Source organism: Methylicorpusculum sp. (genome assembly GCF_030651835.1).
GTDB lineage: Bacteria > Pseudomonadota > Gammaproteobacteria > Methylococcales > Methylomonadaceae > Methylicorpusculum.
Window position 1 is genome coordinate 19219 of record NZ_JAUSBX010000110.1, and the last position, 14471, is coordinate 33689.

Here is a 14471-nt window from a genome sequence, read left to right on the forward strand (position 1 = left end):
ATCATGGCTGAAGTTAATCAAACTCCTGAAAAGCAGTTTTCCATTCAAAAAATTTACACTAAAGACATCTCTTTCGAGACGCCTAACTCCCCTAAAATCTTTACCGAAAAATGGGAGCCCAAAGTTGATTTCAATTTAGGCACAAATGTTCAACCCCTAGAAAATTCCATGTATGAAGTCACGCTGACCGTTACTGTCACGGTAAAATGCGGCGAAATGACCGCCTATCTGGTTGAAGTATGCCAAGCAGGCATTTACTCCTTGAGCGGTTTTAGTGAAGAGGAAATGGGGCCTATGGTAGGTAGTTTTTGTCCCAACATCTTGTTTCCTTATGCACGGGAAGCCGTTTCCGATCTGGTTGCGAAAGGTGGATTTCCACAATTGCTGCTGGCGCCTGTTAATTTTGACGCGCTTTACCATCAACATCTCCAACAATTAAAACAACAGGTACCTGGCTCCAATCAAGTTAATTGATTGCTGTATGAAAAAAATATGCGTGCTCGGCGCAGGCTCCTGGGGCACAGCGCTTGCTATTCAGGCAGCCAGGAACGGTTGCCAGACATTGCTATGGGGACATAACCCCGCTCATATCGCGTCAACCATTGAACAACGAACTAATGAGCGCTACCTTCCGGGCGTGACTTTGCCGGCTGCTCTGAAATTAACATCAGATCTTGAAGAGGCGGCGCAATTCTGCGATACCCTTTTAATTGCAGTTCCAAGCAGGGTGTTTAAGGATACCCTGCTGAAGCTGTCGCCATTAGTATCACCAGATATTCAAATTGCCTGGGCAACAAAAGGCTTTAACCCTGAAGATGGATCGTTACTCCACCATTCGATTCACACTATCTTTTCTGAAGATACCGCTGTTGCTGCTCTCTCTGGCCCCACTTTTGCCCGAGAGGTAGCCGCGGACTTGCCCACAGCGATAACCATCGCGTCAAATAAAATGGCTTTTGCAGATGAACTCACCTCAATGCTGCACAGCTCCCGATTCAGAATTTACACCAGTTCGGATTTGATTGGCGTTCAAGTTGGCGGCGCAGTGAAAAATGCGCTTGCGATCGCTGCCGGTATCGCAGATGGCTTGAACTTTGGCGCCAACACCCGGGCTGCATTGATTACCCGAGGCCTCCATGAAATAATCCGCCTGGGTTTAAAAATGGGCGGGCGTCAGGAAACGTTTATGGGATTGGCTGGTTTAGGTGACTTGATTCTAACCTGTACCGACAATCAATCCAGAAACAGGCGATTCGGACTGGCAATAGGACAAAACAGAGACAGAGAAGCCGCCAGACGAGAAATCAATCAGGAAATTGAAGGCGTTTCAGCCGCCAAAGAAACGTATTTGCTGGCAAAAAAATTCAACATCGACATGCCAATTACCGAACAAATCTACAACGTGTTGTACAACGACTTATCGCCTTTAATAGCCGTTCAAAACCTGCTGGAAAGAGAGCAAAAACCCGAAAACTAGCCTACACGATGGCTGGTTTTAAACTCGCCCCATCAAACCCTGTCTGTCGCCAAGCTTCATAAAGCATTATTGCGACCGTATTTGACAAGTTCATGCTCCGGCTTTCAGGCTTCATCGGCAAACACAACAAGTGATCAGCGGGCATCGCTGCTAATAAAGCATTTGGCAGGCCTCTTGTCTCGGGTCCAAACAAAAAAGCATCTCCCGCAGCAAAACCGATATCAGAGAACACTTTCTTACCTTTTGTCGTCAACGCAAAAAGCCTGTCAGGTTTATTAGCGGCTAGATAAGCATCCAACGAGTCATGTACTTTCATGTCAACCCATTCATGATAATCCAAGCCCGCCCGTCTTAATTTTTTATCTTCAAGTTTAAATCCCAAAGGCTTGATTAAATGAAGATGCGCGCCGGCATTGGCGCAAAGCCGGATGATATTTCCGGTATTGGCTGGAATTTCAGGCTCATAGAGCACGATATCGAACATATTAAAGTCTATGAAACAGTCATGGGATTATATTTTGAGGGCTTGCCAAAACTAAGTCATTGGCAAATAAAACGAAATGCGCTCCGACACCGAAAATCAGACTTGAGATATTAGCTGACTTAAAAAATCAGCTAATACCCGACTCTTAAAGGCCAGTAATTCCCAGTTTGATATTTTCAGCGTCACTTTGGACTGGGAAAAGCCTTTCGAGAAACGCCGTAAACTCCTCCTTGGGGGCTTGACAGCAGCATCCCTGCTGCCGACATCCTCAAAAAGACAAACCGTCAGCTAATCAGTGGCGCAACGGGAGTCAACTTCCAGATTTCGCGGTTATAGTCACTGATTGTCCGGTCCGTCGAGAACTTTCCGCTGGACGCACAATTCAGAATACTCATTCTAGTCCAGTTGTCTTTATCCAAATAAGCGGCTTCCGCTCGATTTTGGGCATCGACGTAACTGCGAAAATCGGCAACGGTCATCCAAGGATCGTTAGAGCTCCTGATAGAATTAACCACATCGTCAAAAATGCCTGGCTCAAGCAAACTAAAATGGCCGCACTCAATCAGATTGAGGACTCTTTTCAAATCTTCATCCTGCTCAATTATCGATACTGGATCATAATGCGAACGCAGTTCTTCCACTTGACCTTCGGTCAAACCGAATAAAAAGAAGTTATCATCACCCACCTCTTCTCTGATTTCTATATTAGCTCCGTCCAGGGTGCCTATAGTCAGCGCTCCATTCATCATGAATTTCATGTTGCCGGTACCCGACGCTTCTTTTCCTGCCGTGGAAATCTGTTCCGATAAATCCGCACCGGGGCATATTTTTTCCATCGCTGAAACACGGTAATTAGGCAAGAACACCAGCTTTAATTTATCGCCTACATCAGGATCATTATTGATGACATCAGCAACATTATTGATAAATTTAATGGTTTTTTTGGCCATGTAATAGCCTGGTGCAGCTTTCCCGCCAATCAATACACAGCGATTGGTCCAGTTTTTAGTTTCTCCGCGCTTGATGCGGTCATACAGATGGATGACATGCAACACATTAAGCAGTTGGCGCTTGTACTCGTGAATGCGCTTAACCTGAACATCAAATAAGGCATCCGTGCTTAAATCAACGCCCAACTCGGCTCTTTTGTATTCAACCAGCTTGCTTTTGCATTCTTGCTTGATTTTGTACCATTTTTCTCTGAATTTCGGATCGTCCGCATAGGGCTTGAGCTTTTCAAGCTGAGCCAAATCAGTCAACCAGCCATCGCCAATGGTTTCTGAAATCAGCTTAGCCAAATCCGGATTACAAGCTGCCAACCAACGCCTTGGCGTCACACCATTAGTTTTATTGTTGAACTTATGAGGCCATAGTTCGTGGAAATCCTTGAAAAGACCTTCCTGCAACAGCTTTGAATGGAGCTCCGCCACACCGTTAACAGAATAGCTGCCTACTATAGCCAGGTAGGCCATTCTGACCTGTTTTTCATTGCCTTCCTCGATCAATGACATCCGTCTCATGCGCTCATGATCACCCGGCCAGTGCACAGAAACTTCCGCTATAAAATGAGAATTGATTTCGTAAATGATTTCCAACAAACGAGGCAATAAACTTTCGAATAAACTAACAGACCAACGCTCCAGAGCCTCGGGCAGCAGCGTATGATTGGTATAAGCCATCGTATTTCTGGTTATTTTCCAGGCTTGATCCCAATCCAGACCATGGATGTCGATCAACAGGCGCATTAATTCTGCAACCGCGATACTGGGGTGGGTGTCGTTAAGCTGGAAGCAGTTTTTTTCAGCAAATTGAGAAAAATCGTTACCATGCCGTCCTACCCAATTGGCAATAACATCCTGCAAACTGGCTGAAGCCAGAAGATATTGCTGGCGCAAACGAAGAGCCTTGCCGTTTTCATTGGCATCGTTCGGATAGAGCACCATGGTAATATTTTCTGCTGTATTTTTTGCCGCAACCGATTCGGCATAATCCCCTGCATTAAACTCCTGCAAATCAAATTCTTCAGTCGCCGTCGCTTTCCATAAGCGCAAGGTATTGACAGTACCATTTTTGTAACCGGGGATCGGAGTATCAAAGGGCACCGCAAGCACATCGTGCGTATCTATCCAGCAGACCCTCTTTTTTCCACGCTCGTCGATATGAGACTCGGTGTGCCCACCGAACTTGATTCTATGTGCATATTCAGGTCTTTCAATCTCCCAAATATTGCCATTTCGCAACCAATGATCCGGTCTTTCCACTTGTTCGCCATTGACCAGCGTCTGGGTGAACATGCCGTATTCATAGCGCAAACCATAACCTGTCACCGGCAATTGAAGCGTCGCGCAGCTATCAATGAAACAAGCCGCTAATCGGCCGAGACCACCATTACCCAAGCCCGCATCAGGCTCACTGTCAATGAGTTCTTCGATTTCGAGGCCAAGTTCATACATCGCACTTTTTGTAACATCGGTGACGCCCAAATTAAGCATTGCGTTACTCAGAGTCCGCCCCATCAAGAATTCCATCGACAGATAAAACGCTCTTTTGCAGTCTTCCTTTTTATAAGCGTTGTAAGTGGCTTTCCATCGCTCAATGAGACGATCACTGATCGCCAGAGCTAAAGCTTCATAAGCATAATAAGGAGACCTGCAGTTTTCGTCCCTGCCTAATCGATGTCCATAGTACCTCTTGAAATCCGCTACCAGATGCTTGCTCTCTAATCCTAAAGGCGAAAGCTTGGTAATATTGGCGGCCGGTTTACTGCTTGTGAATTTTTTGGAATGCATAGTTGAACCACTTGATTTAAAAAAAATTCTACACGGGTTATTAACGCGTTATGACCTAAAACAGCTTGCCTACAACGGTTAGGAAGTTAATTTTTATTCCCACCCATCAGTTTTTCGTTGCAGGCTTCTGGCGATTTAGGCCGTACCCAAAGTTCTATTGAATAACATGATTATTCGTAACTACTCGCCCGCTTTCAATTGAGGGTGTAGGCGCTTGATTTTAAAGGGCGCAGGAATAAAACCCTGTTGCAGAAGCCTTTTCAATCAATCACATGCACCCAATAAAATCGGAGCGGTAAGCCGATACCATTATTCTGTAAGAGCAGGTAAGCAGCAAAGCAAATCGTTTTTACATGAAATTAACTTATTTGACCATGGCACTGCTTATATTTTTTTCCGGAACCACAAGGGCAAGGATCATTCCGTCCAACTTTTTTTCCATCACGGACAAAAGGCTGTTCCGTTTCGGATTCAGCTTCACTATCCGCTTCACTAGCCTCATGCTCTATCGCTTGAACAAAAGACTCGGCTTCAGCATGTTCAAAATGTAACTCTTGAGGTTCCTGGCGCTGCTCGTCAATCGCACGGACATCCTCTTCCTCTTGCACCTGAACTTTAGCAAGAATTCCGACGACTTCATACTTTATGTGGTCAAGCAGAGCGGTAAACATATCAAACGATTCACGTTTATATTCCTGCTTTGGATCTTTTTGCGCATAGCCTCTGAAATGAATACCCTGACGAAGATGATCCATTGCAGCAAGATGTTCTTTCCAGCTGTTGTCCAACACCTGCATCATGACTGATTTTTCGAAGTGCCGTAAAACATCTGGCGCAATTCTCTCTTCTTTTTGTCTATACGACTGCTCAACCATCTCGACAATACGGTCTCTTAATGTGGCTTCATGCAACTTTTTATCGTCGGCGAGCATTTGCCGGACGGGTATTTCAACATTGAATTCCTGATGCAAATGTTCCTCTAAACCCTTGGTATTCCATTGCTCTTCCATGGTTTTTGGAGGGATATACTGAGTAATCACATTGTTGACCACATCTTTTCTGATCTGCGTGATGATGTCGGAGATATCTTCTGCCGCCATCAACTCGTTACGTTGAGCATAAACGACTTTTCGCTGATCATTCGCCACATCATCGTAAGTCAAAATTTGTTTGCGAATATCAAAATTGCGGTTTTCCACTTTTTGCTGGGCACTTTCAATCGAACGGGTTACCCAAGGATGCTCTATGGCTTCACCGTGTCCCATGCCCAGTTTTTGCATCAACGATGCAACGCGATCCGATGCAAATATACGCATCAACGGATCTTCCAGGGACAGGTAAAAACGTGTTGAACCCGGATCACCCTGACGGCCGGAACGCCCTCTTAACTGATTATCGACCCGGCGGGATTCGTGGCGTTCAGAACCGATGACATGCAGACCTCCGCTTTCCAGCACAAGTTGGTGTCTGTCCAGCCAGGCTCCTCGAACCTTTTGCATCTCTTCTTCGCTGGTTTCCTCAGGCAATGATTTCAATTCTTCATCAAGGTTGCCTCCCAACACGATATCGGTTCCCCTACCAGCCATATTGGTGGCTATAGTAACGGCTCCGGGCATACCGGCTTGGGCGATGATATGCGCCTCACGCTCATGCTGCTTGGCATTGAGCACTTCATGCTTGATTTTTTGCTGTGTCAGCAATCTGGATATGATTTCGGAATTTTCAATTGATGTAGTACCCACTAAAACCGGCTGCCCGCGCTCTACGCATTGTTTAATATCTTCGACAATAGCCTGATATTTTTCAGCGGCAGTCAGATAAACCAAATCCCCCAGGTCTTTTCTGATCATGGGTCTATGGGTAGGGATCACAACCACTTCCAGACCATAGATACTATTTAACTCAAACGCCTCTGTATCGGCAGTACCGGTCATACCGGACAGCTTTTCATAAAGCCTGAAGTAATTTTGGAAGGTAATGGAGGCCAAGGTTTGATTTTCATTTTGAATAGCCACATGCTCTTTAGCTTCTATGGCTTGATGCAAACCTTCCGACCAGCGCCGCCCCGGCATGACCCGCCCGGTAAACTCATCAACAATGACAACTTCATTGTTTGCGACGATATAATCGACATCCTTTTGGAATAAATTGTGCGCTCTCAACGATGAATTCAGATAATGCATAAGCCTGATATTGGCAGCGTCATACAAACTACCCCCTTCCGCCATCAAACCATGCTCAATCATCAACCGTTCGACCCGTTCATGACCTTCTTCAGTCAAATACACCTGTCTTGTTTTCTCATCAACAGAAAAATCGCCCGGTTCATCTTCTTTTTCTTGTTTGGTAAGGAAAGGAACAATTTCGTTCGCTTTCATATAAACGTCGGTACTGCCTTCCGTCGGCCCGGAAATAATTAACGGGGTTCTTGCCTCATCAATCAGAATGGAATCCACTTCATCCACAATCGCAAACGCCAGCTCTCGCTGAACTTTTTGAGCCATGCTGAACGCCATATTGTCGCGCAGATAGTCAAAGCCGAATTCGTTGTTTGTTCCGTAAGTGATGTCGCACGCGTATGCAGTTCGGCGCTCGCCGCTATCCATCTGACTGACAATAACACCTGTCGTCAACCCGAGAAAAGCGTACAACTTACCCATCCAAGACGCATCGCGAGCAGCCAGATAATCGTTCACGGTAACGACATGAACGCCTTTACCGGGCAAGGCATTAAGATAAGCCGCCAGAGTTGCCATCAACGTTTTACCTTCCCCGGTCTTCATTTCAGCAATTTTGCCGTCATTCAGCACCATACCGCCGATTAACTGCACATCAAAGTGCCGCATGCCAAATACACGGGAAGACGCTTCTCTGACCGTAGCAAACGCTTCAGGAATCAAATCTTCTATGGTTACGCCTTTGTCCAGACGTTCACGAAATTCCAGCGTTTTGGCTTTTAGCTCCTCGTCGGATAATTTTTCATAATCTGCCGCCAGCGCATTGATTTTTTTTACCAGCTTCCTTTTTTTCTTGATCAAGCGATCGTTTCGACTGCCTATTACAATTTTAACCAGCTTACCCAACATGCTTTTTTCCGAGGTGAATTGTGAGATTGCATTTTCAAATAGCGCCGATTATATAACGAGTGGCCCTTTATTTACAGTTAAAAACAACCTAAGCAAACGGGTATCGATGCTATATAAACACAATAATTTCCGATATTACATGTAAATACAACTTTCGAACCGACACATCTGATGCTAATTACTGCCACTGATGCATGAGAGCGCACCCACCCAACTGTGGGCATGAAGCACGATTAATTGCCACAAAAGGCATGAAAAAATTGACGAGGTAAACGGATTACGGTTTTCTTGAGCCGATTTGTCAGGAACGCATAGCAATCAAACAGTTAACGCGAGAGATAGACTGTTTTGGGCATCAAGAGCTGAATTTCTTGACGCGATGGGGATATAGTCAGATTTGTTAGTGGAGCGCCAGCCGCCACTAAAGTGACAGTGAACAAACAGTACAACGAGATTTTTATGCATTTTCAGGCGATGCATAACATTGCCCATGGGATTGTTTAAAACATCCAGGGATCTTTTCCTGGATGTTTTAAGACAGTTCCCTTGAAGAATTTTTTGCATCATTCACTGCCTGTCTTGTTCAGTTTACGGTTCATATTGACATTACTGGCAATAGTCGCCGTTGCAAACAGCGCAGATGAAATCACAAATTCGCCAGAAACAAAGCCTATTAGTCCGCTTACAAAAACCGCACCTGTTAATACATCTTGGTAAAAATCACTCATGACTCGATTCCTTTTTAGCTAATTAAAAAAATAACAACACAGGCCTAACTATAGGGATGATTCCTATTCTTTACAATCACACTAGGTATTTATGCATTGTTTCTTGATTGTCACCAAAAGACTCTGCTGAATGATCATTAGCTATCATTTATCGTTTAAATGTTATTTTTATATTCTTAAAACGGGTTACTACCGCTAAAAATGAACGGATTTAATCCTATCTGGATTTTTTTGACTTATCGTCTGAAAAATTCAAAATAAAATTTTAGCGTTATTAAAAAATCAATAAATAATGAGGCGGGCAGACCGCCATAAGAAGAGAAATCAGTGATTTGAGTAGGGAGGACTTACGGATGTATTAAAAAAGCGAATTGAAAATTGCCTGCGCTTGTTTAGATAAACATGATCCGTATTGTTTTGAAGGGATCGCGCCAGGTGATCAGGAAAAATACTAAATTAGTGAAATACCCAATCAACCCGGCCTGTTACCGTTGATTAGATAATAGTAACTTCTTCTGCTTGCGGTCCTTTTTGACCTTGGGTCACAACGAATTGGACTTTTTGTCCTTCGTTTAAGGATTTAAAGCCTGTTCCCGCTATATTGCGAAAATGAACAAAAACATCAGGTCCCTGCTCTTGTTGAATAAAACCGAAACCTTTGTCAGCATTAAACCATTTAACGGTGCCTGTAGTAGCCATGTGTAACTCCTGAATAAAAAAATGTAACGCGTGAAGCGATGTGCAGCGGGAAATATTGAAATGACTTAATGCAGAACAGAACGAGGACTTACAGGTACGGAGTACTACAGAAAAAACATCGTAACAGCAAACAATTAAGCTTTATCACTTTCTAGCCGCGGCCATTTTATGCCAAATCGGCTTAAAGTCAATCAATGCACCTTGAAGATTAAAACTTGTCTATCAACAATGTGATTTAATTGATTAAAACAACCCGTTAAAATCAATCAGAACTAATCTGTATCACATTATATTAAGTTCAATGGCTAAAAAGCACTCGTTTAAAACCCCGCTGGCATTCCCCAATAAAACGCTTGCCGTGTTAGCACTGCATGCAAAACAGCAATCGATCATTCTCAACGCTATTCGATCAAAAATACCCGATGAACTGACGCGCTCAATAAAATATCTTGCTGTCTCGGGTAGCAAACTCCAGGTTTATACTGACAATGCAGCTAATGCGACAAAACTGAGATTTCATGCGCCCACGCTGATAAGTGCCGCCAGTCTGGCAACACAGGCTAAAGTTTTGTCTTTGCAGATACGAATAACAGAAACTTTACGCCAGGAATACCAGATCAGAAAGCCTAGACCTAAGCTTCCCTCTATGGCGGTTATCAAGGCACTTAAGGCTAATCAGAAGTCAAAATCGGCTGATCCTCTGGACCAGGCCCTAATGCGCTTGAGTTTGACTTTAGAAAAATTATCTAAAAAACCAATAGACAGTTGAAGCGAAGCGGATTCATCGCTTCAACTCAGTGTGACAATTACGCTGGTTGCGCAACATCACCCGCACTGCGCATAAACGAAATGGGGGCATCCTTCTCATCATCAAAAGTAACCATTTCCCACGCATCCTTATTGTCAAGTAAGGTCCTGAGTAATTTATTATTCAGTCCGTGCCCGGATTTATAACCGACAAATTCACCGATCAGGGTATGCCCCAATAAATACAAATCGCCGATTGCGTCCAAAATTTTATGTTTTACAAATTCATCGGCGTAACGCAAGCCATCTTCGTTGAGAATTTTGTCATCATCGACAACAATGGCGTTATCCAGACTGCCGCCCAAAGCAAGGTTGTTCTGTCTGAGCATATCAATATCTTTCATAAAGCCAAAGGTTCTAGCTCGGCTCACTTCCTTAACAAAAGTTGTCGAGGAAAAATCCATAACAGCCGTCTTCAAATGTTCAGCGAAAGCAGGATGTTCAAAATCAATTGTAAAAGTGACTTTGAAGCCATTAAAAGGCTCAAATGCCGCCCATTTATCACCTTCCTCAACTCGGATACTGCGTTTTATTCGAAGATACTGCTTAGGAATATCCTGTTCTTCTACACCTGCCGACTGTAATAAGAAAACAAAAGGTCCGGCACTGCCGTCCATAATAGGCACCTCAGCAGCACTTAAATCAATAATAGCGTTATCGATACCTAATCCTGCAAAAGCTGAAAGCAAATGCTCAATAGTCGATATTTTTATGCCGTCTTGAACGAGAGTCGTTGAGAGAGTGGTTTCCCCAACATTTCCCGGTGACGCAATAATGGTAACGGGCTCGTCCAGATCAACACGACGGAACCTTATACCGGTATTGGGTTCCGCAGGACGCAAAGTCACATAAACCTTATCGCCGGTATGCAGCCCTACACCGGTGGCCCGAATCGTGTTTTTTAAAGTTCGCTGTTTGATCATAGATTTCAATAATGCCTAATTTATTGGGGCAGGAAACTAAGGGAGTTTATCATATTAGCCATTCATTCAAACTATCGAACAACAAATGACTCTAATTTTTAGGGCGTAACACAGTAACGACTGTCGTACATTTAATTTCGGCTATGCGTCAAGACACATCTCAACAAATGGAGAGAAACCGGCTGTCGGCAGAACTTTGCCATATTGATGAGCAGAAGACCTTCCACTGCCATCCCTGGCTGTGGAAATTTTCCGCTATCAATCAAGTTGTCTCGATTAATCCGCTTGACGCCTTAAAAACGCAGGGATGTCCAAATAGTCCATATCGATCTCTTTTTTCGGCTGGGCACCAAAACGCGTTTCACGAAGTTCAGCACGATTTTGTCTTATGACAGTGGGCTTATCCAGCTTTTCATAATTAATTTCGCCCGCCGTCACGGCTTTTACCGCCAACTTGATGTGTGGATGCGCTGCGACGGTCTGTCCGCCCATGCCCGTGGCCACGACAGTCACCTTGATTTCGTCACCCAAAGAAGGATCGATGGCTGTACCGATCTTAATGATGGCGTCTTCCGATCCGAATTCGTGAACAATGTTACCTACTTCATCAAACTCGGCAATCCCCATATCAGCAGCTGTGATATTGACGAGAATTCCCCGCGCGCCCTGCAGGTTGATATCTTCCAGCAAAGGACAAGCGATGGCTTTTTCAGCGGCTTCTCTTGCACGGTTCTCACCTGATGCCGATCCTGTACCCATAATCGCAGCACCCATGCCCGACATAACGGTTCTTACGTCAGCAAAATCGACGTTGATCATACCGGGATGAGTTATTAACTCGGTAATGCCTTGCACCGCATCAAGCAGCACATTGTTGGCTGCATTAAATGCGCTTACCAATGAGATGTTGCTACCTAAAACCGGCAACAGTTTTTGATTGGGAATCGTAATCAAAGAATCGACATATTTTTCAAGTTCCTTGATGCCTTGCTCCGCTACTTCCATCTTCTTTTTGCCTTCGAAATGGAAAGGCTTAGTTACAACTGCAACGGTAAGAATGCCTAATTCTCTGGCTATTTCAGCAATAGTGGGAATGGCTCCAGTACCCGTGCCGCCACCCATGCCTGCGGTTAAAAAAACCATATCGGCACCCTGTATAACTTCTTTGATTCGCTCTCTGTTTTCTAAAGCCGCTTGTTTACCGATATCAGGATTGGTCCCCGCACCCAAACCCTTGGTCAATTCCGCGCCTAATTGAATGATAGTATCCACATTCATTTTTCTAAGTGCCTGAGCATCGGTATTTGCACAGATAAATTGCACGCCTTCAATGTGTTTTTCCACCATGTGATTGACTGCATTGCCACCACCGCCACCAACGCCGATGACTTTTATTACGGCATTTTCAGCACCGATGTCCATTAGTTCATATTTCATAATTGTTCCCCTTGCAAACGTAATAATTCTTAAAAATTACCCTGAAACCATTTTTTCATTTTGGCCAACACGCCGGTGCTATCCGCATCAAAACTGTCAAAGCCACCCCTATGTTCTTTCCCATATAGCAACAAACCCACACCGGTTGAATGGATCGGATTTCTGATGACATCCGTCAGCCCTGAAACATGCTGAGGCAGACCCATCCGAACCGGCATATGGAATATCTCTTCCGCTAATTCGATCACCCCTGTTACTTTCGCGCTCCCGCCTGTTATCACAATACCGGCGGCGATCATTTCTTCATATCCGCTTCGCCTTAGCTCAGCTTGAACCAACAACATCAACTCTTCATAACGAGGCTCAATAATTTCCGCCAGATTTTGCACGGATATTTTTCTGGGTGCTCTATCACCAATACTAGGCACCTCGATCAATTGATCTGTATTGGCTAATTGTGTGAGTGCACAAGCATATTTCTGCTTGATTTGCTCTGCATTTTGGGTGGGCGTCCGTAAAGCTACGGCTATGTCGTTAGTGACTTGATCACCTGCAATCGGGATAACAGCGGTATGCTTGATCGCACCATGGGAGAAAACAGCAATGTCGGTGGTCCCTCCGCCTATATCAATAAGACAAACGCCCAAATCTTTTTCATCATCGGTCAAAACGGAATTACACGATGCCAGTTGCTCCAGAACGATATCGTCTACTTCCAGCCCACACCGGCGGATACATTTGATAATGTTTTGCGCGGCGCTCACGCTTCCGGTCACCATGTGAACCTTGGCTTCCAGGCGAATGCCTGACATCCCGATAGGTTCTTTGATGCCATCCTGCAAATCAATCACAAATTCCTGAGGCAGAATGTGCAAAATTTTCTGATCCGCAGGAATTGCCACTGCACGGGCGGAATCAATCACTCTGTCTATGTCATATTGAGTCACTTCTTTTTCTTTTATAGCGACTATCCCATGGGAATTGAGGCTCTTTATGTGACTTCCGGCTATTCCTGCAAATACCGAGGTGATTTCGCAACCCGCCATCAGTTCTGCTTCCTCGATCGCTCGACGAATTGACTGCACAGTAGACTCAAGGTTAACCACAACCCCTTTTTTTAAGCCGCGAGAAGGCGTACACCCGATACCTATAACTTCAATTTCGCCATTCCCGGTATGCTCACCGACGATGGCTGCAACTTTTGATGTTCCAATATCCAGTCCAACTATTAAATTCCTATCTGTTTTTTTTGCCATTTTATTTACTCTTAGAACACCATAATCTGTAGCTGTTAAGGCTGCTGCTGTCCTTCAGCAATCTTCTTCCAGTCTATTTCCGGAACTCCGGGTTTCCATGTAACTGCATAGCCGTTCGGATACCTTAAATCGACTTTTGCAATTGACTCTATTTGACCTTGATTTAATAAACTCAAGGTCTTTAAAAACCTCTGAAAAGCTCTCAGTTGTTCTTTTCCGCCTAGTTGTATTTCCATGCCGTTCGTTAACACGATCTTCCAGGCCCGCCGTTCGTTAACAATAAACTCTGCCAATCCAAATGAATGATCCGCCAGGGTTGTTCTCAACCCTCTCATGATTTCAAGAAGTTTGGCGGCTTGGCCTTCGGGGCCATGCAATTTAGGGAGACTTTCAAACTGTACCGTATTCGACGGTCTGAAAATCTCTCCCCGCATGGACAGCAGACCATTTTCACCCCATCGGGCTACTGCCATTTTTTCATAAACCTTAATGTCAATCGCATCGGGCCATACCCTTTTAACCCTGACATTAGCAATCCACGGCAACTTCATCATTGCCTGCTGAATTGCCAGCATATCGGCACTGAAGATGCCGGTCGTCACCAAAGGCTTAACTGTCTGTTTAAGTTCCTCTTTACTGATGTATTGAAAAACGCCTTCAATTCTTACATACCTGATAGGTGCCGCATCCGACTGGTAGGTTTTTGCTTTATCCCAAAAAGTCCATATTAGCCCTATCAACAACAACCCTATGCACACAAGCCTGGTGATCTGCATATCACCTCA

Annotated in this window: 12 protein-coding genes; 3 read left to right on the forward strand and 9 right to left on the reverse strand. The window is 44.5% G+C overall.

Going from position 1 to position 14471, the window contains the following annotated elements:
* Window positions 1–3 precede the first annotated feature (3 nt).
* A complete protein-coding gene (secB, locus tag Q7V32_RS14365) occupies window positions 4–474 on the forward strand; it encodes a protein-export chaperone SecB (protein WP_304897672.1) in 471 nt (156 codons plus the stop codon).
* A 7-nt stretch (window positions 475–481) separates the two neighbouring features.
* Window positions 482–1477 carry an NAD(P)H-dependent glycerol-3-phosphate dehydrogenase gene (locus tag Q7V32_RS14370; RefSeq protein WP_304897673.1) on the forward strand — a complete coding sequence of 332 codons (996 nt, stop codon included), beginning with the start codon at window positions 482–484 and terminating at the stop codon, window positions 1475–1477.
* A gap of 1 nt (window position 1478) precedes the next feature.
* Here Q7V32_RS14370 and trmL read toward each other — a convergent pair whose 3' ends face one another.
* The 5 genes from trmL to Q7V32_RS14395 form a co-directional block, all read right to left on the reverse strand.
* Complete coding sequence (gene trmL, locus Q7V32_RS14375; protein WP_304897674.1) at window positions 1479–1961, reverse strand: tRNA (uridine(34)/cytosine(34)/5-carboxymethylaminomethyluridine(34)-2'-O)-methyltransferase TrmL; 483 nt, start codon at window positions 1959–1961, stop codon at window positions 1479–1481.
* 284 nt (window positions 1962–2245) lie between these two features.
* The gene (locus Q7V32_RS14380) at window positions 2246–4750 is read right to left on the reverse strand and encodes a glycogen/starch/alpha-glucan phosphorylase (RefSeq protein ID WP_304897675.1); all 2505 of its coding nucleotides are present in this window, start codon (window positions 4748–4750) and stop codon (window positions 2246–2248) included.
* A gap of 359 nt (window positions 4751–5109) precedes the next feature.
* Window positions 5110–7836: a preprotein translocase subunit SecA gene (secA, locus tag Q7V32_RS14385; RefSeq protein WP_304897676.1), complete on the reverse strand. Its 2727-nt coding sequence runs from the start codon at window positions 7834–7836 to the stop codon at window positions 5110–5112.
* 563 nt (window positions 7837–8399) lie between these two features.
* The gene (locus Q7V32_RS14390) at window positions 8400–8564 is read right to left on the reverse strand and encodes a hypothetical protein (RefSeq protein WP_304897677.1); all 165 of its coding nucleotides are present in this window, start codon (window positions 8562–8564) and stop codon (window positions 8400–8402) included.
* Window positions 8565–9059: 495 nt separating this feature from the next.
* Window positions 9060–9263 (reverse strand): cold-shock protein, encoded by a 204-nt coding sequence (locus Q7V32_RS14395; RefSeq protein WP_159652250.1) that lies wholly within the window; start codon window positions 9261–9263, stop codon window positions 9060–9062.
* Window positions 9264–9564: 301 nt separating this feature from the next.
* Here Q7V32_RS14395 and Q7V32_RS14400 point away from each other — a divergent pair, with 301 nt between their 5' ends.
* Entirely contained in the window at window positions 9565–10032 is a 468-nt protein-coding gene (locus tag Q7V32_RS14400) for a DciA family protein (protein ID WP_304897678.1), read from the forward strand.
* A gap of 37 nt (window positions 10033–10069) precedes the next feature.
* Here the strand turns inward: Q7V32_RS14400 and lpxC are convergent, their stop codons facing one another.
* The 4 genes from lpxC to Q7V32_RS14420 form a co-directional block, all read right to left on the reverse strand.
* A complete protein-coding gene (gene lpxC, locus Q7V32_RS14405) occupies window positions 10070–10993 on the reverse strand; it encodes a UDP-3-O-acyl-N-acetylglucosamine deacetylase (protein ID WP_304897679.1) in 924 nt (307 codons plus the stop codon).
* A 276-nt stretch (window positions 10994–11269) separates the two neighbouring features.
* Entirely contained in the window at window positions 11270–12430 is a 1161-nt protein-coding gene (ftsZ, locus tag Q7V32_RS14410; protein WP_159652244.1) for a cell division protein FtsZ, read from the reverse strand.
* A 29-nt stretch (window positions 12431–12459) separates the two neighbouring features.
* On the reverse strand, window positions 12460–13686 hold the full coding sequence (gene ftsA / locus Q7V32_RS14415) for a cell division protein FtsA (protein ID WP_159652242.1): 1227 nt from the start codon (window positions 13684–13686) through the stop codon (window positions 12460–12462).
* Between the two features lie 35 nt (window positions 13687–13721).
* Window positions 13722–14462, reverse strand: a complete 741-nt coding sequence (locus Q7V32_RS14420) for a cell division protein FtsQ/DivIB (protein ID WP_304897680.1) — start codon at window positions 14460–14462, stop codon at window positions 13722–13724.
* Window positions 14463–14471: the final 9 nt, after the last annotated feature.

Bases quoted from the DNA above. Each gene is read 5' to 3' on its own strand.
- secB (WP_304897672.1), top strand. From the start codon at position 4: ATGGCTGAAGTTAATCAAACTCCTGAAAAGCAGTTTTCCATTCAAAAA.
- Q7V32_RS14370 (WP_304897673.1), top strand. From the start codon at position 482: ATGAAAAAAATATGCGTGCTCGGCGCAGGCTCCTGGGGCACAGCGCTT.
- trmL (WP_304897674.1), bottom strand. From the start codon at position 1,961: ATGTTCGATATCGTGCTCTATGAGCCTGAAATTCCAGCCAATACCGGA.
- Q7V32_RS14380 (WP_304897675.1), bottom strand. From the start codon at position 4,750: ATGCATTCCAAAAAATTCACAAGCAGTAAACCGGCCGCCAATATTACC.
- secA (WP_304897676.1), bottom strand. From the start codon at position 7,836: ATGTTGGGTAAGCTGGTTAAAATTGTAATAGGCAGTCGAAACGATCGC.
- Q7V32_RS14390 (WP_304897677.1), bottom strand. From the start codon at position 8,564: ATGAGTGATTTTTACCAAGATGTATTAACAGGTGCGGTTTTTGTAAGC.
- Q7V32_RS14395 (WP_159652250.1), bottom strand. From the start codon at position 9,263: ATGGCTACTACAGGCACCGTTAAATGGTTTAATGCTGACAAAGGTTTC.
- Q7V32_RS14400 (WP_304897678.1), top strand. From the start codon at position 9,565: ATGGCTAAAAAGCACTCGTTTAAAACCCCGCTGGCATTCCCCAATAAA.
- lpxC (WP_304897679.1), bottom strand. From the start codon at position 10,993: ATGATCAAACAGCGAACTTTAAAAAACACGATTCGGGCCACCGGTGTA.
- ftsZ (WP_159652244.1), bottom strand. From the start codon at position 12,430: ATGAAATATGAACTAATGGACATCGGTGCTGAAAATGCCGTAATAAAA.
- ftsA (WP_159652242.1), bottom strand. From the start codon at position 13,686: ATGGCAAAAAAAACAGATAGGAATTTAATAGTTGGACTGGATATTGGA.
- Q7V32_RS14420 (WP_304897680.1), bottom strand. From the start codon at position 14,462: ATGCAGATCACCAGGCTTGTGTGCATAGGGTTGTTGTTGATAGGGCTA.